This window comes from Sellimonas catena (assembly GCF_027924685.1).
GTDB lineage: Bacteria > Bacillota > Clostridia > Lachnospirales > Lachnospiraceae > Sellimonas > Sellimonas catena.
On sequence record NZ_BSBO01000007.1, the window covers coordinates 18,261 to 38,933 of the forward strand.

A 20,673-nucleotide genomic window follows, 5' to 3' on the forward strand; every position below is an offset into this window, starting at 1 on the left:
CTAGAATAGGAAAGTGCTTAAGAAAGAAAAAAGAAAGTGGAGTGAGGTAGAAGGATGGACTACAACAGAATTATTGAAGGCATCCTGGATATCGGAGAAGAGATGCTGAAAAGCGGAGCGGAAAATTTCCGGTTGGAGGATGCCCTTTACAGAATGCTGAAAAGTTATGGATTTGTCAGATATGATGTATTTGTTATTCCGAGCAACATTCAGGTGACAGCGAAGACGCCGGAAGGAGAGTTTATCACTCAGGTAAGGCATATCGAGACATCGGAGAATGATTTTGACCGGCTGGACTATCTGAACAATCTTTCCAGATATGTCTGTGCCCATAAGCCGGATGCGGATCAGCTGAAGATCAAGTTTGAGGAAGTGATGAACCGGCCGGAACAGCCGGAAATTCTCCGGTATGTGGCGGGAGTCATGGGAGGTGCCGGATTTGCCGTATTCTTCGGGTGCGGATTTATGGATGCGATTGTTGCTGTGGTTGTTTCACTGATGATTGTATTTGTTGGAAAATGGCTGAGCACAAGGGAAGGAAATCTGATGATTTATAATCTGATCCTTGCCTTTTTATCTGAGATCATTATTATCCTGGCGACCAGAAATGGAATCGGAACACATCCCGACAGAATCATGATCGGGATTGTCATGCTGCTGATCAGTGGACTTGGTACGACCAATGGATTCCGCGAGTTACTGCAGCGGGACTTTATATCCGGGTCCATTAATATTTTAAATTCCATTCTCGGGGCAACAGGAATTGCTCTTGGGATCGCGCTTCCCATGATGGTCTTTCATGCAAGATCCATGGAAGGATTTATGCTGACACCAAGTGTTCCGATGCAGCTTGTTTCCTGTACGATTGCCTGTATCGGTTTTGCCATATGGTTTAAAGTCCGGGGACGTCAGGTATTCTACTCGGGAGTTGGTGCGTTTATTACATGGGGAATTTATGCTCTCGTATTTGCCATTGAACCGAGCAACTTTCTTGCTACATTGATTGCAGCGGTATTTGTCGGATTTTATGCATTTATCATGTCCAGAGTCAATAAGGCACCATCGACGATTTTCCTGACAGCATCTGTATTTCCTTTGATTCCGGGACCAAATCTGTACTATATGATGTACGGTTTTGTAAGCAATGATTCCGCGCTCATTTCCAGTGAAGGAATCCTTCTAGCCACCACATGTCTTGCGATTGCCTTTGGATTCAATATCGTGGATGTAGCATCCAGAGTCATTATGAGTGCGCTGAAACGGGAATACCGCGTTGGCAAGAGTTCTTAAAAAGATAGAAAAGCATTGATTTTTATAACAATGTCTAGTAGAATTACTGATAGAATGCAGGAGGTAGAAGCATGGCAGAATACACGAAAGTGGCGCTCGACGCCATGGGAGGGGATAATGCCCCGGTGGAAATCATTAAAGGCGCTGTTGACGCAGTAAATAAGCGCAGGGATATTCAGGTATTGATTGTCGGGAAAGAAGACATCATAAAAGAAGAGCTTGCCAAATATACTTACGACAAAGAGCAGATTGAGATCAAGGGCGCCAGTGAAGTGATTGAGACCGCGGAGCCGCCGGTAATGGCAATCCGCAGAAAAAAGGATTCTTCGATTGTCGTAGCGATGAATATGGTTAAAAAAGGAGAGGCCGACGCGTTTGTATCGGCAGGAAGCTCCGGAGCCATTCTCGTTGGAGGACAGGTCATTGTAGGGAGAATCAAAGGAGTGGAGAGGCCGCCCCTTGCACCGCTTTTACCGACCAAAAAGGGATTTTCGCTTTTGATCGACTGCGGAGCAAACGTAGATGCCAGACCGTCCCATCTGGTGCAGTTTGCAAAAATGGGCTCGATCTATATGGAGCATGTTATGGGCGTGAAGAATCCGAAAGTGGCGATTGTCAATATCGGTGCTGAGGAGGAGAAGGGCAACGCCCTTGTGAAAGAGACGTTCCCGATGCTGAAGGCATGCCCGGATATTAATTTTACCGGGAGCATCGAGGCGCGCAATATTCCGTATGGTGACGCGGATGTCATTGTCTGCGAGGCTTTCGCGGGCAATATTATCCTGAAACTTTATGAGGGCGTCGGAGGGGTGCTGGTTGATAAGATCAAGGAAGGCATGATGAAGAGCCTCAGGACAAAAATCGGAGCACTGCTTGTAAAACCGGCGCTGAAGGAGACGATGAAGGGATTTGACGCAAGCGAGTACGGCGGAGCACCGCTGCTTGGTCTCAATGGCCTGGTTGTAAAGACACACGGCAACTCAAAGGCACGTGAGGTCTGCAACTCCATTATTCAGTGCGTGACCTTCAAAGAGCAGAAGATTAATGAGAAAATCAGAGAATGCATTCAGAAAGAGAAAGAATAAACTTTTAAGGAAGGAATGTAACTATGGAATTTGAAAAATTACAGGGGATTATCGCAGATGTATTAAATGTGGATGCCTCAGACATCACAATGGAGACTACATTTGTAGACGATTTGGGAGCAGATTCTTTGGACATTTTCCAGATTATCATGGGAATCGAGGAAGAATTCGATATCGAGATTGATAATGATGATGCGGAAAAAATCGTGACAGTGGGAGACGCAGTAGAGCAGATCAGAACGGCAACAAATAATTAAAACATAAATGCGGAAAAGCCCGTCAGGGCTTTTTCGTGCTAATTGGGGGTTTTATGAGAAAGATCAAAGAACTAGAAAGAACAATTGATTATCAGTTCCGGAATCCGGAACTTCTGCGTCATGCTTTGAGACACAGCTCCTATGTGAACGAAAAGCACATGAAGAAATATGAATGTAATGAGCGGCTGGAGTTTCTGGGCGATGCAGTACTTGAAGTTGTATCCAGCGAATTTCTTTTTTTTGAGTATGAGACAATGCCGGAAGGTGAACTGACCAAAAAGAGGGCAAGTATGGTATGTGAACCGGCGCTTGCTTTTTGTGCCAGAGATATCAAACTGGGGGAATATCTGATGCTCGGAAAAGGTGAAGAGGCAACGGGCGGAAGAAAACGGGATTCGGTTACATCTGACGCGATGGAAGCGCTGATTGGAGCGATTTATCTGGACGGTGGGTTTGCTAGCGCAAAAGAGTTCATTCACCGGTTTATCCTCAATGACCTGGAAAACAAGAAGCTCTTTTTTGATAGCAAGACTATCCTGCAGGAAATTGTACAGGGAAATTCTGATGATCAGGTTTCCTATGAACTGATCCGGGAGGAAGGACCGGACCACAATAAAAGTTTCTGTACGGCAGTCAGGATCGGAGAACAGATCTACGGGGAAGGCGAAGGAAGGACCAAAAAAGCATCTGAACAGCAGGCTGCATATCAGGCGATTTTGAAATTACAGGAGAAACGATAGGAGAGCTATGTATTTAAAAAGCATTGAAGTACAGGGATTTAAATCTTTTGCAAATAAAATCGTCTTTCAGTTTCATAATGGAATCACCGGCATTGTAGGGCCGAATGGAAGTGGAAAGAGCAACGTCGCGGACGCGGTCCGGTGGGTATTAGGAGAGCAGAGGGCGAAGCAGCTTCGCGGAGGCAACATGCAGGATGTCATTTTTTCGGGAACTGAGAACCGAAAGCCTCTAAGCTACGCCTCGGTCGGGATCACGCTGGACAACTCCGACCACAAGCTGCCGATTGATTTTGAGGAAGTCACTGTGACAAGAAAGCTTTATCGCTCCGGTGAGTCAGAGTACCTGATTAATGGAAGCAGCTGCAGATTGAAAGATATCAACGAGCTGTTTTATGATACCGGAATCGGGAAAGAGGGATATTCAATCATCGGACAGGGTCAGATCGATAAGATCTTAAGCGGAAAACCGGAAGACCGGAGGGAGTTGTTCGATGAGGCTGCGGGAATTGTCAAATTCAAGCGGAGAAAAAATACATCCTTGAAGAAGCTGGAAGAAGAGCAGCAGAATCTGGTACGTGTAACAGACATCCTTTCGGAGCTGGAAAAGCAGTACGGACCGCTTAAAAAGCAGTCTGAGACGGCGAGAGAGTATCTGAAGAAACGGGAAGAAATGAAAAAGCTGGACGTCAATCTGTTCCTCGTTCAGACAGAAAAGATAAAAGCGGAAGAAAAGGAAACAGAAGAGGCTCTGGCACGTGCGCAGGAAGAGCTTGATGAATCGAGAAAGCGGTATGACGCCATGAAAGAGGAGTATGCCGAAGTAGAAAACCGGATCGGGGAGATTGACCTTCAGACGGAGACCGCGAGAAAGCAGCTGAATGATACAAGACTGATCCGGCAGCAGTATGAGAACAGCATTGACCTTCTCAAAGAGCAGATCAACAGCGTGCGGATGAACGACGCCCATTATCTGGAGCGGAAAAAGACTGTTGAGGAAGAGATCCGGAAACGGGAGACCGAGCTTGAAGAACTGAAAAGCCGGCGCGCAGATCTGGAAGCCCAGATGAGGGAGAAGGAAGCGCAGAGCGAGAAAGAAAAAGAGAATCTGACGAGCCTTCAGGAGGAGATGGCCAGGATCAGTCTTTCCAGCGAGGAAAAGAAAAACGAGATTATGAAGATTCTTTCCGTGCGGGCTTCGACAAAGGCCGAACTACAGCGTTTTCATACGATGAAAGAGCAGATCAGGGTTCAGAAGACAGGACTTGCGCAGCAGCTCTTAACGATTACCCAGGAAACGGAAGTATACCGGACAGAATATGAAAAGTATGAAAGTGAATGGAAAGAGCTTTCCGCCCAGATCCGTACCTGTTCGGAAACGATTGCGCAGTATGAAAGTGAAATTATAAGACTTCAGGAAGAAATTACAAAAGAAAATGGACTGATTCAGACTGGACAGAGTGCGTATCACAGAGAGCAGTCCAGACTGGAATCTTTGAAAAATATGACCGAGCGCTACGAAGGATACGGTAACAGTATCCGGAGAGTCATGGAGCAGAAAAACCGGGAGCAGGGCATCCTTGGAGTTGTGGCGGATCTGATCCGTGTAGAGAAAAAGTACGAGACTGCGGTGGAGACTGCACTCGGCGGAAGCATCCAGAATATCGTAACGAGGGATGAAGAGACCGCGAAAAGAATGATTACTTATCTGAAACAGCATAAATTCGGGCGGGCAACGTTCCTTCCTCTGACCAGCGTGAAGGGTTCCGAGTTCCCAAAGCCGGAAGTGCTCAGAGAAGACGGTGTCATCGGACTTGCCCATACGCTTGTGGAGACAGATGAAGAATTCAAAAGTCTTATGAAGAACCTTCTTGGCCGTACCGTGGTAGTGGAAAATATTGACGTGGGTATCCGTCTTGCAAGGAAATACCGCCAAACTGTCCGGATGGTGACACCGGAGGGAGAGCTTCTCAATCCGGGTGGATCCATGACAGGAGGGGCTTTTAAAAATTCCAGCAGTTTGTTAAGCAGACGGCGTGAGATTGAGGAATTTGAAAAGACCGTACAGATGCTCAAAAAGGACCTGGAGCAGACGAGGGAGTCTTTGGAGCGTCATAAAGAAGAGCGTGCCGGATATTATGCGAAAATGGACAGCCTCAAAGATGAGATGCAGAAGATATACGTCCGGCAGAATACCGCAAAGATGAATCTTTCTCAGGTACAAAGCAGGCAGAAGTCGATCCTTGACCGAAAGGCGGAGCTTTTAAAAGAAAACGAAAGCTATGAAAACCAGCTCCGGGAACTTCAGGAGAATCAGGAATCCATTGAAATCGAACTGGGAACTTCCGAAGAACTGGAAGAAAGGCTGAAAAAGGAGACGGAAGAAGAGCAGAAGAAGCTGGAGAAAAAGAAGGAAGAGGAACAGATTTTACAGAAACGTGCCGAGGACGCACATCTTGTTTTTGCGGAACTTGGACAAAAAGAAATCTTCCTGAATGAAAATCAGGAACGTATCTGGCAGGAGTATACGAAGTATACACAGGAAAAGAAACTGCTGGAGGAAAACCAGGGAGACAATAAGAAAGCGATTGCTGAAAAAGAGCAGGAGATGGAACGGGCCGGACAAAAGATCCGGGAAGCCGGAGAACTGATCGAAGAGATCGAACAGGAGATCGGGCAGTATGCCGGGGAAAAGGAAACACTTTCCCGCAGACATAAGGAATTCCTTGGAAAGCGCGATGCCATCTCGGAACAGATTTCCGATCTTGATAAAGAAACCTTCCGGCTTGGCGGAAAGAAGGACGGGCTGGAGGAGACGATGGAAAAGCAGATGAATTATATGTGGGAAGAATACGAGATCACCTATAATCATGCGCAGCAGTACCGGGATGAAAGTATTGGAGATCTGGGCTTCATGAAGAAAGAGATTCAGCGGCTTCGCTCAGAGATCCGCAGCCTTGGCAATGTCAATGTCAATGCCATTGAAGATTTTAAAAATCTGGAAGAACGGTATCTCTTTTTGAAAAACCAGCATGAAGACCTGATCGAAGCGGAGGCAACCTTAAAACAGATTATTGAAGAACTGGATACCGCCATGAGAAGGCAGTTTGAGGAACAGTTCGCAAGGATAAAAGAAGAGTTCCATAATGTTTTCCGCCAGCTCTTTGGAGGCGGAAAAGGGACACTCGAGCTTCTGGAGGACGAGGATATTCTGGAAGCGGGAATCCGGATCATTGCACAGCCGCCGGGAAAGAAGCTTCAGAATATGATGCAGCTCTCCGGTGGAGAAAAAGCGCTGACGGCGATCGCGCTTCTCTTTGCGATTCAGAATCTGAAACCGTCGCCGTTCTGTCTGCTGGACGAGATCGAAGCAGCCCTGGACGATTCCAATGTTACAAGGTTTGCGCAGTATCTTCACAGACTGACGAAAAATACGCAGTTTATTGTTATTACCCACCGGAGAGGAACAATGACAGCAGCGGACAGACTGTATGGAATTACGATGCAGGAGAAGGGAGTTTCTACGCTGGTTTCAGTAGATCTGCTTGAAAACCAGCTCAGCAAATAAAAAATAAAGGAGTAGAAGAGACTATGGCAGAGGAAAAAAAGGGATTTTTCCGGCGGCTTGTGTCAGGCCTGACAAAAACAAGGCAGAATATAGTTTCCGGCCTTGACAGCCTGTTCAGCGGGTTTTCCAAAATTGATGAAGACTTTTATGAAGAGCTGGAAGAGATCCTGATTATGGGAGATCTCGGCGTCAAGGCGACCTATTCGATCCTTGATGACCTTAGAGAAAAGGTGAAAGAACAGCATATCAAGGATCCGGCTGACTGCAAACAGCTTCTGATTGACAGTATCAAGGAGCAGATGCAGATCGGGGAGACAGCATATGAGTTTGAAAATCAGAAATCCGTAGTACTGGTGATTGGAGTTAACGGGGTAGGAAAAACGACGACCATCGGTAAGCTTGCAGGGAAGCTTCGCGGTGAAGGGAAAAAAGTTGTGATCGCAGCGGCGGACACATTCCGTGCCGCGGCGGGAGAACAGCTGAAAGAATGGGCAGACCGGGCAAATGCAGAGTTTATCGGGGGACAGGAAGGCTCTGATCCGGCAGCTGTCGTGTACGATGCGGTTGCGGCCGCAAAGGCAAGGAAGGCGGATGTTCTGCTGTGTGATACGGCGGGGCGTCTTCATAATAAAAAGAATCTGATGGAAGAGCTGAAAAAGATCAATCGTGTCATTGAGAGAGAGTACGCTGACGCGTACAGAGAAACCCTGGTGGTTCTGGATGGAACAACAGGGCAGAACGCACTTTCGCAGGCAAAACAGTTTGCGGAGGCGGCAGACATTACGGGAATCGTTCTGACAAAAATGGATGGAACCGCAAAAGGGGGAATTGTGGTAGCAATTCAGTCGGAACTTGGCATTCCGGTCAAATATATCGGAGTCGGAGAAAGTATCGATGATCTGCAGAAATTTGATTCCGATGATTTTGTCAATGCCCTTTTTACGACAGAGGAGCATCCGGAGGAAGAAACAGAATAAACATGACACAGAGGAAAGAAGGTTACAGCCATGATGACATTGGAAAAATTTGAAGAAGCAAGTGAGCTTGTAAAAAAAGTCACAAATCCGACAAAACTGGTCTACAGTGAATACCTGAGCGAGGAAACAGGTGGAAAGATTTATCTGAAGCCGGAAAACATGCAGCATACGGGCGCGTACAAAATCCGCGGCGCCTATTATAAGATCAGTACGCTGTCCGAGGAGGAAAAGCAGAAAGGACTGATCACGGCTTCCGCAGGAAATCATGCCCAGGGCGTTGCCTACGCGGCAAAGATGTTCGGATGCAAGGCAACAATCGTTATGCCGACCGTTACGCCGCTGATCAAGGTAAACCGAACAAAGAATCTGGGAGCGGATGTCGTTCTTTACGGAGATGTTTATGATGATGCATGTGACAAGGCCTACGAGCTTGCCGAAGAGCATGGATACACATTCGTCCATCCGTTCGACGACCTGGATGTAGCGACGGGCCAGGGAAGTATCGCCATGGAGATCGTTCAGGAGCTTCCGACTGTTGATTATATCTTTGTCCCGGTAGGAGGAGGCGGACTGATTGCAGGTGTAGCAACCCTTGCAAAGATGCTTAATCCGAAGATCAAAGTCATCGGCGTGGAGCCTTCAGAAGCAGCCAGTATGAAAGCAGCTCTGAAAGCAGGAGAACCGGTAACCCTTCCAAGCGCCAATACGATTGCGGACGGTACTGCGGTAAAACGCGTGGGAAGCCAGACCTTTGAGTATGTACAGAAAAATGTGGATCAGATACTGACAGTCGATGATGATGACCTGATCGGCGTTTTCCTGGATATGGTAGAGAATCACAAGATGGTTGTGGAAAATTCCGGTCTGCTTTCTGTAGCAGCGCTCAGACAGATGAATCTGGAAGGGAAAAAGGCAGTCTGCATCCTGAGTGGAGGAAACATGGATGTGATCACCATGGCTTCCATCGTACAGCACGGACTGATCCAGAGAGACCGTATCTTTTCTGTTTCTGTTCTGCTTCCGGATAAGCCGGGCGAACTGGTACGCGTGGCAAAGACTATTGCGGACGCACAGGGCAATGTCATCAAGCTGGAACACAACCAGTTTGTAAGCACAAACAGAAATGCGGCTGTAGAGCTGAGAGTAACCATGGAAGCATTTGGAACAGAGCACAAGCATGAAATTCTGCAGGCTCTGGAAAACAACGGATTCCGTCCGAAGCTGGTTACAACAAAACTGTATTAAAGAAAAGGAGGGAGCAGATTGCCGGGAAAACTGCCTGAAACAGGTTTCTTATACACCGATCAGCAGGGCACGATCTACCGTTTCATCGGCACGTCCAGACACTGGCAGACGATGGAAGAGCTTTTGATTTTTCAAGAGGAGGAAGAGAAGACCCTCTATGCTGTTCCGGTTCCTGATTTTACAAAAGAATTCCAAAAAGCAGAAAACGGGCATACATCGGATCTGCTTCTCCGATTTCTGGAGGCAGATTCCAATGAAGAAAAGCTCTCGATTCTTCAGAAAAACCGTCCGGAAGTAACAGAAGACCTGCTGGAGGCTGCCGCCCAGAGCATGGACTACGCCCTGAGCGGAGAAAGCGAAGAAATGCAGTTTCTGGATTTTGAGAACTATCTTCGGACAAAAATCAAATATGAACGTAAGAGAAGGTAACTACTTTTAAACTGGAAAGAGATCCTGCATGGCGCAGGATCCTTTTTGTTTATCAGAAAACTTCGCTGGTTATAAAAATATCAAACTTCGGGTTGACATGCTTTGTATAATTGTATACAATTATACAAAGCGAAAAGGAGTGTATAAAATGGATAATAGAAAAGTTTACATGAACCATCACAATAATTTACTGCAGCTCGAAGAACATATGTATCCGCTGGTGGACGTAGATAAGCCGAATATATTCCGGAATCTGTTTCCATATGACGAAGTTCCGAAAATCGCGTTCAACGATCGAATCGTACCGCATTCAATGCCGGACGAGATCTGGATTACGGATACAACATTCCGTGACGGGCAGCAGTCCAGAGCGCCGTATACGACAGAGCAGATTGTGACGATTTATGACTACCTGCACCGTCTGGGCGGTCCAAAGGGAAAGATCCGTCAGAGTGAGTTTTTCCTTTACAGTAAAAAAGACAGGGATGCTGTTTACCAGTGTCTGGAGAAAGGATATGAGTTTCCGGAAGTTACAAGCTGGATCCGGGCAAATAAGAAGGACTTTGAGCTGGTAAAAGAGATCGGACTGAAAGAGACAGGGATTCTTGTAAGCTGTTCCGATTATCACATTTTCTATAAACTCAAGATGACAAGGCGGGAGGCGCTTAACCATTATCTTTCGATTATCCGTCAGTGTCTGGAAATCGGGATCAGCCCGAGATGCCATCTGGAGGATATTACAAGATCAGACATTTACGGTTTCGTGATTCCGTTTTGTCTGGAACTGATGAATCTGATGGAAGAATATCAGATTCCGATTAAAATCCGTGTCTGTGACACGATGGGATACGGAGTCAACTATCCGGGAGCGGTGATTCCGCGGTCTATTCCGGGTATCATCTACGGATTGATGATCCATGCCGGAGTACCGAGTGAACTCATCGAGTTCCACGGTCACAATGACTTTTACAAGGCAGTCAGCAATGCAACGACCGCATGGCTTTATGGAGCAAGCGGCGTAAACTGTTCTCTCTTTGGAATCGGAGAACGTACAGGAAATACACCACTGGAAGCAATGGTATTTGAATATGCGCAGCTTCGGGGAACACTGGACGGCATGGAGACGACTGTCATCACAGAGCTTGCCGAGTACTATGAAAAGGAGATCGGCTACCATATTCCGGAGCACACGCCGTTTGTGGGAAAGAACTTTAATGTGACAAGGGCCGGAATCCATGCGGACGGACTTCTGAAAAACGAAGAGATCTACAATATTTTTGACACCGGAAAGTTTCTGAACCGGCCGGCCGTAGTATCAGTGTCCAACACATCCGGCATCGCAGGAATTGCCCACTGGATCAATACCTACTACAAGCTTCCGGAGGACAGAAAAGTCGGAAAAGACTCCGAGCTGGTTGTGGCAGTGAAGGAATGGGTGGATAAGCAGTATGACGACGGACGTGTAACTGTGATGACGGACGAAGAAATGGTTCAGAAGATCACGGAAATCTGCCGTGAGAAGTCAATCATTCTTTAATAGAAGGAAGTAACAGTCATGGAAGAATATCAAGATTATTCTTTGAGCGGAAAGGTGTTTCGGACACTGAGTGAACAGATCCTTTCCGGGAAATATCAAAAAGGAGACGAACTCCGGGAAGTGACCGTGGGAAAAGAGCTGGGAGTCAGCAGGACTCCGGTCAGAGAAGCCTTCAGGAAGCTGGAACTGGAAGGACTGGTGACCAGTATTCCAAACAAAGGCACGTATGTCAACGGCATTTCCAGGGAGGACGTTCAGGATATCTATATGATCCGGTCCAGGCTGGAAGGGCTTGCGGCCCGGCTTGCGACAAGACGGATTACGAAGGAGCAGATTGACGAGATGGAAGAGATGATTCTTCTCTCCGAATTTTATCTGAAAAAGGGGATGACCGAACAGCTTTCCACTCTGGACGGAAAGTTCCACTTTATCCTTTATGAAGCCTGCGGAAGCAGGATGTTGAAAAATGTACTGACGGATTTCCACCGCTATGTCCAGATGGCGAGGAGGATGTCCGTTAAAGTGGAAAACCGTGCGGAAAAATCCATCAGGGAACATTCGGAGATCCTCTCGGCAATCCGGGACAAGGATGAAGACAGGGCGGAGAAACTGATGGAAGAGCATATCCGCCATGTTGTTCAGAATTTACATCTGGAAGAAATCTAAGAAAGAAAAAGAAAGGGATGGTATGATGGCAAAGATACAGATGCAGACACCAATCGTTGAGATGGATGGAGACGAGATGACAAGAATTCTCTGGAAGATGATCAAGGATCATCTGCTCCTGCCTTTTATTGATCTGAATACGGAGTATTACGATCTTGGGCTGGAACACCGTAATGAGACTGATGACCAGGTGACGATTGACAGTGCGCTTGCAACGAAAAAGTATAAAGTGGCCGTAAAATGTGCGACCATCACCCCAAATGCAGCGCGGATGGAAGAATATGATTTGAAAGAGATGTGGAAGAGCCCGAACGGGACGATCCGTGCGATTCTGGATGGAACCGTATTCCGTGCACCGATTGTCGTAAAAGGAATTGAGCCGTGCGTCAGAAACTGGAAAAAACCGATCACCATTGCAAGACATGCTTACGGGGATGTGTATAAAGGAACGGAAATGAAAATCCCTGGAAAAGGAAAGGCAGAGCTTGTCTACACCGCTGAGGACGGAAGCGAGACAAGAGAACTGATCCATGAGTTTGACGGACCCGGCATCATTCAGGGAATGCACAATATCAACAAGTCCATCGAAAGTTTTGCAAGGAGCTGTTTCCACTATGCACTGGACACGAAACAGGATCTCTGGTTTGCAACGAAAGATACGATTTCAAAGAAATACGACCATACATTCAAGGATATCTTTCAGGAGATCTTTGACGCGGAATTTAAAGAGCAGTTTGAACAGGCGGGAATTACGTATTTCTACACACTGATTGACGACGCGGTGGCACGTGTAATGAAATCAGAAGGCGGATATATCTGGGCATGCAAAAACTATGACGGAGATGTTATGAGTGATATGATTTCCTCCGCATTCGGCTCCCTTGCCATGATGACGTCCGTTCTTGTCTCACCGGATGGATACTATGAGTACGAGGCAGCTCATGGAACAGTTCAGAGACATTATTATAAACACCTGAAAGGGGAGGAGACATCCACCAACTCCGTGGCAACGATCTTTGCATGGAGCGGGGCTCTCAGAAAGCGCGGAGAACTGGATGGAAACAAGGAGCTTCAGGAGTTTGCGGACCGGCTTGAAAAAGCGACTATCGATACCATCGAAGCGGGCGAAATGACAAAAGACCTGGCGCTGATAACGACTTTGAAAGATCCGGTTGTATTAAACAGCGAAGACTTTATCAAAGCCATCGCAAAACGGCTTGCATAAAAAGAAGTCAAAATCAAAGAGAGCATAGAAAAAGAGGCAGACCCGTGTTATAAACGGGCTTCGGCCTCTTTTCTGCTGCTCTTATTCCGCGAGAGATTCCCACTGTTCATAGAGAGTCTCAAGCTCTGCTGTGATGTTGTCCTTTTCTTTTGCCAGCTCCTGGCACCGGACGGAATTGGAATATACATCTTCGTGGGTCATCAGTTCATCGATCTCACCGCACCGGGTTTCCAGAGTCTCAATCCGCTCTTCGGTCCGCTTCAGATCGTTCTGGCGTTTCCTCTCCTTCGCCTGCGCTTCCTTCTGAGCCTTCCAGTCCAGCTTTCCGGCCGAAGCCTGAGTGTCTGTGGAAGACGGCGTATCTGCTGCGGCAGGAGCAGCGTAAACAGCGGTAAGTTCTTCTTTCTTTTCAAGATAATAATCATAATTTCCGATGTAGTTGACAAATTTCTGATTGACCAGTTCCAGAATTCTCGTGGCAGTTTCGTTGATAAAATACCGGTCATGGGAAACATAAAGTACCGTGCCGGTGTAATCATTCAATGCGTGCTCCAGGATTTCTTTGGATGCAACATCAAGATGGTTGGTCGGCTCGTCGAGAATGAGGAAATTGGCCTCGGAAAGCATCAATTTTGCAAGAGAGACACGTCCACGTTCCCCGCCGCTCAAGTCTCCGATCAGCTTGTAGACATCATCCCCGGTGAAGAGAAAGGCTGCAAGCATATTCCGGATCTGGGTATTCGTAAGGGACGGATAATCGTCCGAGATCTCATCAAAAACCGTTTTGTCCATGTGAAGGACATGGTGTTCCTGGTCGTAGTAACCGATAGTGACATTGGAGCCAAGGGTGAAAGTTCCGGAATCCGCAGGAATGACTTCATTCAGGATTTTCAGAAGTGTCGTCTTTCCGGTACCATTGTCCCCGATAATCGCAACGTGTTCTCCACGTTTGATTTCAAAGCTGATGTCTTCAAAGAGCGTCTGATTCGGGAAAGCTTTGCTGAGGTGATCAACACGGAGCACATCATTTCCGCTGACAACAGAAGGCTCCAGCTTTAAATGCATATCTGAAGCAAGCTCAACCGGCTTTTCAATCCGCTCAATCTTTGCAAGCATCTTTTCCCGGCTCTCGGCCCGTTTGATGGATTTTTCCCGGTTGAAGGAACGAAGTTTTTCAATGACCGCTTCCTGATGCTTGATTTCCTGCTGCTGGTTAAGGTATTCTTTCAGCCTTGCATCCCGGAGCATCTGTTTTTTCTTCGCAAACTCCTGATAGTTACCAAGATACATAGTGAGCGTGCCGGCTTCGATTTCAATGATCTTTGTAACGACCCTGTTCAAAAAATACCGGTCGTGGGAGACAATCAGGACCGCTCCGGGGTAGTTCAGAAGATAGGTCTCAAGCCATGCAATCGAATGCAGATCAAGATGATTGGTCGGCTCATCCAGAAGCAGAATATCCGGTTTGGTAAGCAGAAGTTTTCCCAGAGAAACACGGGTTCGCTGCCCTCCGGAAAGGGAAGCGACCGGCTTTTCAAAATCTTCTTCTGTAAATCCCAGTCCCTTCAGGACTCCGGTGATTTCACTTTGATAGGCATAGCCGTTTTCCCGTTCAAACCGGGAAGTCAGATTGTGATAAGCGGCAAGCCTGTCCTCCAGATGAGATCCGGATAAAGTCTGAAGCTCCGCCTCAATTTTGCGGATCTGGCTTTCCATATCGATCAGATACTGTTTGGAAGTCTGCATTTCCTCATAGACTGTACGTGTGCTGTCCGTCATGGGATGCTGGGAAAGATACCCGAGCTGTTTCCCTTTTGCGAGAATAATATCCCCGGAATCTGCCGGAATCTCTCCGGTAATCATTTTCAAAATGGTAGATTTTCCGGCACCGTTTAAACCTGTCAGAGCCGCTTTCTCGTGATCCTCTATATGAAAAGAGCCATGTCTTACAATGACCTGGTCCCCAAACGATTTTTCCAGATTGTGACATGCAAGTATCATAGTATCCTCCTCTGATAAAACAAAAGTACCGTATTCATTATAACGGAATTTGTACAAAATACAACATAAAATCCCATAATAAGTTTGACTTTATTTCAAGTATTACATATAATAAAAGTATTGAAAAGAACAGGAAGGTGCTAAAAGTGGAAGGAAGAGGAATTTCTCAGGCAGTTATCAGAAGACTGCCTCGATACTACAGATACTTGGGAGAATTACTGGAAGACGGTGTAGAGCGCATTTCCTCCAACGACTTGAGCAAACGCATGAAAGTCACTGCTTCCCAGATCCGCCAGGATTTGAATAATTTCGGCGGTTTTGGTCAGCAGGGGTATGGATATAATGTGAAATATTTGCACTCGGAGATTGGAAAGATCCTGGGGCTGGACAGAGAACATAATATGATTATTATCGGAGCCGGAAACCTTGGACAGGCGCTGGCAAACTATACCGCTTTTGAGCGCAGCGGATTTATGCTGAAGGGTCTGTTTGATGTCAACCCGACTTTGGCAGGTGTTACGGTCCGCGGAATCGAGATCCGTATGATGGACGAGCTGAAAAGTTTCATCAGGAATAATGACATTGAAATTGCGATTCTGACGATACCGAAGACGAAGGCGGTGGCAGTAGCCAATATGCTCGTGGAAAACGGTATCCGTGCAATCTGGAATTTTGCGCATACGGATCTGAATCTTCCGGATAATGTTGTTGTGGAAAACGTACATCTTTCCGAGAGTCTGATGCGGCTCTCCTACAATGTACTCCGCTATGAGGAAAAACATCAGAAGAAAAAATAAGAGAAAAGAAGGACGTGAGAGATTCGTACAACAGATGCGGGACTCCGCGTCTTTTTTCTGTATCCCGGAATGAAAGCGGGGAAAGGAGCGGTAAAGATGAAATATATCATTGATGGCAGGACAATGAAAGCAGCGGATGCATACACGATTGGGACGATCGGGATTCCGTCTCTTGTCCTGATGGAACGGGCGGCTCTGAAAGTGGTAGAGGCAGCCGAAAGGGAGAGGCTTAACCTGTCGAAAAGCCTGATTGTGTGCGGAAGCGGAAACAACGGGGGCGACGGGTTTGCAGTGGGAAGACTGCTTCTGGAAAAAGGGTACGGCGTGACCGTCGTACTGGTTGGGAATCCGGACCATTGTACCGAAGAGACAAAGACACAGATTCAGATTTTCAAGGCGGTCGGAGGAACTGTCAGGCGGGAGATCCCGGAGGAGAGCTACACCGCTGTATTTGATGCTGTATTTGGTATCGGACTGAGCAGGCCGGTCGAAGGGCGCTACGCGGGGATTCTGGAGCAGATGAACAGACTGGACGCAGCGAAAATAGCGGTGGATATTCCGTCCGGAATTGATGCGGGGAACGGAGAGATTCTGGGGACGGCATTTCGCGCGGATCTGACGGTGACATTTGCATACCAGAAGGCAGGGATGGTTCTGTATCCGGGAGCTTTCTGCGCCGGAAAGGTCTGTGTGGAAGATATCGGAATTTATCTGCGCGGCGGCGTGGAAGGAACACGGTATCTGACTTATGAAAGAAAGGACGTAGGAAGGCTCTGTCCGCAGCGAAAAGACGATGCACATAAAGGAACTTACGGAAAAGTGCTGATGATTACCGGAAGCCAGGGCATGGCAGGCGCCGCGATTCTTTCCGCGAAGGCGGCATACCGGATGGGAAGCGGACTGGTACGTATACTGACGCCGGAATCCAACCGGGAAGTACTTCAGGCAACCCTGCCGGAAGCAGTCATAACGCCTTACGGAGAGGATCTGGAAAACCAGCTGGAGGAACTTCTGAACTGGGCGGATGTGATCTGCGCCGGATGTGGACTGGGGACGGATATACAGGCCGGTATGATAATAGAACATCTGCTCGTGTATCTGGGCACGCACAGAAAATACTGCGTGATGGATGCGGATGGCCTGAATCTAATTTCCGGAATGGAAGAAGAAAGAAGAAACACATATCTAAAAGCAGCGGGAAGCAGCCTGATCTTTACGCCTCACATCAGGGAATTCGCGCGTCTTCTTGGGAAAACGACGGAAGAAACGAAAAAAAACAGGATTGGACTTGCGCAAGAGTATGCCAAAACCTATAATATAATACTAACAGCAAAAGATGCCAGAACAGTTGTGGCAGGAGAAGGCAGGATTCCATATCTGAATACATCCGGGAACGGTGCGATGGCAAAAGCAGGTTCCGGGGATGTACTTGCAGGTATGATTACAGGCTGCCTGGCCCTTGGAATGGACCGCTTTGACGCTGCGGCGCTTGGTGTATTTATACACGGGCTGTGCGGAGACGAGGCAAGGGAAAAACTCGGGGCGCACAGCGTGCTTGCCGGGGACCTGATCGAGATGGCATCAGCTGTTTTACAGGAAATCGAGCGAAGAAAGGTTCAGTCAAAATGAAAAAGTACAGCAGAGTATGCGCAAAAATCAATTTGAATCATATTACATATAATATAGAACAGATGAGGAAACATATCTCGCCGGATACGAAGATGATTCTGGTAGTAAAAGCGGACGGTTACGGCCACGGGGCATCACGGATCGCAAAAGAGACTCAGAATCTGGACTGTGTCTGGGGATACGCGACCGCAACGCTTGACGAGGCGGTGCTTCTGAGAAAGGCAGGAATTGAGAAACCGGTTCTTGTTCTCGGATGTACTTTTCCGGAGCAGTATGAGGAGGCGGTGGAAAACGAGATACGCATGACAGTCTACACTGAAGAGTCTGCGAAAGCGATCTCCGCCCTGGCATCCGTAAAGCAGAAAAAAGCATGGATTCACGTCAAGCTGGACACGGGGATGTCAAGACTCGGATTTCAGACAGGTGAAGATTCTCTGGATGCCATCGAACGGATTTTTCATCTTCCGGATCTTGAGATGGAAGGTATTTTTACTCATTTTGCAAAAGCAGACGAGGCAGATAAGTCCTTTACAAACAAGCAGATGGAACATTATATCTGGATGACAGACCGGTTAAAGGATAGAGGCATCGAGCCGAAATACCGCCACTGCTCCAACAGTGCCGGAATTATCGATCATCCGGAGGCCAATCTGGATCTTGTACGGGCGGGTATTGCTCTTTACGGGCTCTATCCATCTGACGAGGTGAAGAAAGACCGTCTGGATCTGAAGCCGGCACTGTCGCTGGTAAGCAGTATTGTACATATCAAATGGATCGAGCCCGGAGCTGTTGTAAGTTACGGCGGGTGCTTCCGGGCCGGGAAACGGACCCGCGTGGCAACGATCCCTGTCGGATATGCGGACGGATACCCGAGGAGTCTCTCGGACAAGGGCTATGTCCTGATCCGGGGAAAGAGGGCTCCGATTCTTGGCAGAGTCTGCATGGATCAGATGATGGCAGATGTAACAGAGATCGAAGATGCAGATTTCCTGGATGAAGTCGTACTGGTAGGGAAAAGCGGCGGGGAACAGATTGCAGTGGAAGATTTAAGTGCACTGTCCGGAAGGTTTAACTATGAGTTTCTCTGCGATCTCGACAAGAGGATACCAAGAGAATATATCAAAGACGGAAAAGTCATTGAGCAGATTGACTATTTTGCATAAAAAAGACGGCCGGCTTTTGGAATACTTCAAAGTAAAGGTGGAAATACTCACTATATCTTAGAAAATGGAGTGTGAAGAAAGTGCAGCAGGTTCATCGTGGAGATATTTTTTATGCGGATTTAAGTCCGGTGGTTGGTTCCGAACAGGGAGGCATCCGCCCGGTTCTTGTTATACAGAACGAGATGGGAAACAAACACAGCCCGACGGTAATCTGCGCGGCGATCACGTCACGGATGCATAAGTCAAAGCTCCCGACCCACGTGGAGATCGACGCAAGAAGATATGGTGTAGTAAAAAATTCGGTTGTTCTACTGGAGCAGATCCGTACAATCGATAAACAAAGATTAAAGGAAAGTGTGTGCCACCTGGATCAGGAAATCATGAAAAAAGTGGATGAGGCACTGAAGATCAGTATTGCACTTTCTACATAGAAGGAGAAAATATGGACCAACGGGATACAATTAGAAAAGAGGTTCTGGAAAATCTCAAAGAAGGGGAAAAGGACGGCAGTATTCAGGAGATGGAGTACCGGATGATCCGTAATGTCTTTTCGTTCCTGGATAAAGATGCAAAGGAAGTCATGACTCACAGGAAAAATATTGTCGCATTAAACTGCAATGATATTTTGGAAGAGGTGGCAGCTTTTGCATCCAGGGCAAAATATTCCAGATTTCCTGTCTATGAAGAGGAAATCGACAATATACTTGGCATCATTCATATCCGGGATATTATGAAGCTCTATCTGAATCCCGAAATGAGGGGCAAGAAACTTGGAGAAATCCGGGACGCGTTCATGCCGGTATGTTTTATTCCGGAAACGAGGAAGATCAGCCGCCTTTTCATGCAGATGAAGGCAAAACAGATCCATTTGTGCGTTGTGATTGACGAGTACGGTCAGACAGCAGGACTCGTTGCCATGGAAGATATTATTGAAGAAATTATGGGAAATATCCGGGACGAATACGATGAGGAAGAAGAGATGATCCGAAAAAACGAGGACGGTTCCTACGAGGTGAACGGTCTGTGCGGGCTTACCGAACTCTCGGACGTACTTGGTATTGTTTTTCAGGATGAAGACGAGGACAATGAGTATGAGACATTAAATGGATTTCTGATTGTAAAGCTTGAGAGGATTCCTGCAGAAGACGAGCTGTGCAGTGTTTCCTACGAGGGCTATCTGTTTGAGATCAAGGAAGTGGACAACAATATTATCCAAAAGGTGAAGATTACAAAAACGGAACTTGTCACGGAATCGAAAGAATGATAAAATTAAGAACATGAGTTTTCCTGAAGAAGGAAGAGAGATTACATACGAAGAGAGGTAGAGAACATGTCAGGACATTCCAAATTCGCAAATATTAAGCATAAAAAGGAAAAAAATGATGCTGCAAAGGGAAAGATTTTCACAAAGATCGGGCGTGAGATCGCTGTAGCAGTTAAAGAAGGAGGCGGAGCGGATCCTGCGAACAACAGCAGACTCCGCGATGTGATTGCGAAGGCAAAAGCAAACAACATGCCAAACGACAATATTGAGCGAAGCATTAAAAAGGCAGCCGGAGACGCGGATGCCAACAATTACGAAAGAGTCGTATATGAAGGATATGGGCCGAACGGAACAGCTATTATTGTAGAGGCGCTGACCGACAATAAAAACCGTACAGCTTCCAATGTCAGAAGTGCATTTACAAAAGGAAACGGAAATATCGGGACACCAGGATGCGTATCCTTTATGTTTGACAAGAAGGGACAGATTCTGATCGACAGGGAAGAGTTTGAGATGGACGCGGATGAGCTGATGATGCTGGCGCTTGACGCGGGAGCCGAGGATTTCGCGGAAGAGGAGGACAGCTTTGAGATTATCACAGATCCGGACAGCTTTTCCGAGGTACGTGAGAAGCTGGAAGCAGCAGGCATCCCTATGATGGAAGCCTCTGTGACCATGATTCCTCAGACCTATGTAGAGCTGACAGACGAGACGGATATCAAAAACATTCAGAAAACACTGGATCTTCTCGATGACGATGATGATGTGCAGGAAGTATACCATAACTGGGAAGAGTAAAGCGT

At 47.1% G+C, this 20,673-nt stretch carries 18 protein-coding genes; 17 read left to right on the forward strand and 1 reads right to left on the reverse strand.

Translation table 11 applies throughout. The features are described from left to right. Positions 1 to 54: 54 nt before the first annotated feature. The 11 genes from Selli1_RS04570 to Selli1_RS04620 all read left to right on the forward strand — a co-directional run bounded on the left by Selli1_RS04570 (position 55) and on the right by Selli1_RS04620 (position 13,016). Positions 55 to 1,290, forward strand: coding sequence for a threonine/serine exporter family protein (locus tag Selli1_RS04570; protein ID WP_281872405.1), 1,236 nt, complete (start codon positions 55 to 57; stop codon positions 1,288 to 1,290). 71 nt (positions 1,291 to 1,361) lie between these two features. Then, positions 1,362 to 2,375 carry a phosphate acyltransferase PlsX gene (gene plsX / locus Selli1_RS04575; protein ID WP_138373557.1) on the forward strand — a complete coding sequence of 338 codons (1,014 nt, stop codon included), beginning with the start codon at positions 1,362 to 1,364 and terminating at the stop codon, positions 2,373 to 2,375. Positions 2,376 to 2,398: 23 nt separating this feature from the next. Then, the gene (gene acpP / locus Selli1_RS04580) at positions 2,399 to 2,632 is read left to right on the forward strand and encodes an acyl carrier protein (protein WP_087168025.1); all 234 of its coding nucleotides are present in this window, start codon (positions 2,399 to 2,401) and stop codon (positions 2,630 to 2,632) included. A gap of 53 nt (positions 2,633 to 2,685) precedes the next feature. Continuing rightward, entirely contained in the window at positions 2,686 to 3,372 is a 687-nt protein-coding gene (gene rnc, locus Selli1_RS04585; RefSeq protein WP_087168024.1) for a ribonuclease III, read from the forward strand. Positions 3,373 to 3,379: 7 nt separating this feature from the next. Next, positions 3,380 to 6,937 carry a chromosome segregation protein SMC gene (gene smc, locus Selli1_RS04590; protein WP_281872406.1) on the forward strand — a complete coding sequence of 1,186 codons (3,558 nt, stop codon included), beginning with the start codon at positions 3,380 to 3,382 and terminating at the stop codon, positions 6,935 to 6,937. A gap of 23 nt (positions 6,938 to 6,960) precedes the next feature. Further along, positions 6,961 to 7,914, forward strand: a complete 954-nt coding sequence (ftsY, locus tag Selli1_RS04595) for a signal recognition particle-docking protein FtsY (protein ID WP_087168022.1) — start codon at positions 6,961 to 6,963, stop codon at positions 7,912 to 7,914. A gap of 30 nt (positions 7,915 to 7,944) precedes the next feature. After that, the gene (gene ilvA / locus Selli1_RS04600) at positions 7,945 to 9,159 is read left to right on the forward strand and encodes a threonine ammonia-lyase (protein ID WP_087168021.1); all 1,215 of its coding nucleotides are present in this window, start codon (positions 7,945 to 7,947) and stop codon (positions 9,157 to 9,159) included. Positions 9,160 to 9,177: 18 nt separating this feature from the next. Then, complete coding sequence (locus Selli1_RS04605) at positions 9,178 to 9,588, forward strand: hypothetical protein (protein WP_087252042.1); 411 nt, start codon at positions 9,178 to 9,180, stop codon at positions 9,586 to 9,588. Positions 9,589 to 9,736: 148 nt separating this feature from the next. Beyond that, positions 9,737 to 11,125: a hydroxymethylglutaryl-CoA lyase-like TIM-barrel protein gene (locus Selli1_RS04610; protein WP_087168019.1), complete on the forward strand. Its 1,389-nt coding sequence runs from the start codon at positions 9,737 to 9,739 to the stop codon at positions 11,123 to 11,125. A gap of 18 nt (positions 11,126 to 11,143) precedes the next feature. Next, entirely contained in the window at positions 11,144 to 11,791 is a 648-nt protein-coding gene (locus tag Selli1_RS04615) for a GntR family transcriptional regulator (protein ID WP_087252041.1), read from the forward strand. Positions 11,792 to 11,816: 25 nt separating this feature from the next. Beyond that, positions 11,817 to 13,016: an NADP-dependent isocitrate dehydrogenase gene (locus Selli1_RS04620; RefSeq protein WP_087252096.1), complete on the forward strand. Its 1,200-nt coding sequence runs from the start codon at positions 11,817 to 11,819 to the stop codon at positions 13,014 to 13,016. A gap of 81 nt (positions 13,017 to 13,097) precedes the next feature. Here the strand turns inward: Selli1_RS04620 and abc-f are convergent, their stop codons facing one another. Next, on the reverse strand, positions 13,098 to 15,017 hold the full coding sequence (gene abc-f, locus Selli1_RS04625; protein WP_087252040.1) for a ribosomal protection-like ABC-F family protein: 1,920 nt from the start codon (positions 15,015 to 15,017) through the stop codon (positions 13,098 to 13,100). Between the two features lie 146 nt (positions 15,018 to 15,163). Between abc-f and Selli1_RS04630 the strand changes: the two genes are divergently transcribed. The 6 genes from Selli1_RS04630 (at position 15,164) to Selli1_RS04655 (ending at position 20,668) form a co-directional block, all read left to right on the forward strand. Then, on the forward strand, positions 15,164 to 15,814 hold the full coding sequence (locus Selli1_RS04630; protein WP_087168016.1) for a redox-sensing transcriptional repressor Rex: 651 nt from the start codon (positions 15,164 to 15,166) through the stop codon (positions 15,812 to 15,814). 96 nt (positions 15,815 to 15,910) lie between these two features. Next, complete coding sequence (locus Selli1_RS04635; RefSeq protein ID WP_281872407.1) at positions 15,911 to 17,443, forward strand: NAD(P)H-hydrate dehydratase; 1,533 nt, start codon at positions 15,911 to 15,913, stop codon at positions 17,441 to 17,443. Beyond that, on the forward strand, positions 17,440 to 18,606 hold the full coding sequence (gene alr, locus Selli1_RS04640) for an alanine racemase (protein WP_281872408.1): 1,167 nt from the start codon (positions 17,440 to 17,442) through the stop codon (positions 18,604 to 18,606). The genes Selli1_RS04635 and alr overlap by 4 nt, the downstream gene beginning before the upstream one ends. Positions 18,607 to 18,686: 80 nt before the next feature. Beyond that, positions 18,687 to 19,037 (forward strand): type II toxin-antitoxin system PemK/MazF family toxin, encoded by a 351-nt coding sequence (locus tag Selli1_RS04645; RefSeq protein ID WP_087168067.1) that lies wholly within the window; start codon positions 18,687 to 18,689, stop codon positions 19,035 to 19,037. An 11-nt stretch (positions 19,038 to 19,048) separates the two neighbouring features. Next, positions 19,049 to 19,870 carry a hemolysin family protein gene (locus Selli1_RS04650; RefSeq protein ID WP_087168013.1) on the forward strand — a complete coding sequence of 274 codons (822 nt, stop codon included), beginning with the start codon at positions 19,049 to 19,051 and terminating at the stop codon, positions 19,868 to 19,870. Between the two features lie 66 nt (positions 19,871 to 19,936). After that, positions 19,937 to 20,668, forward strand: a complete 732-nt coding sequence (locus Selli1_RS04655; RefSeq protein WP_087168012.1) for a YebC/PmpR family DNA-binding transcriptional regulator — start codon at positions 19,937 to 19,939, stop codon at positions 20,666 to 20,668. Positions 20,669 to 20,673 lie beyond the last annotated feature (5 nt).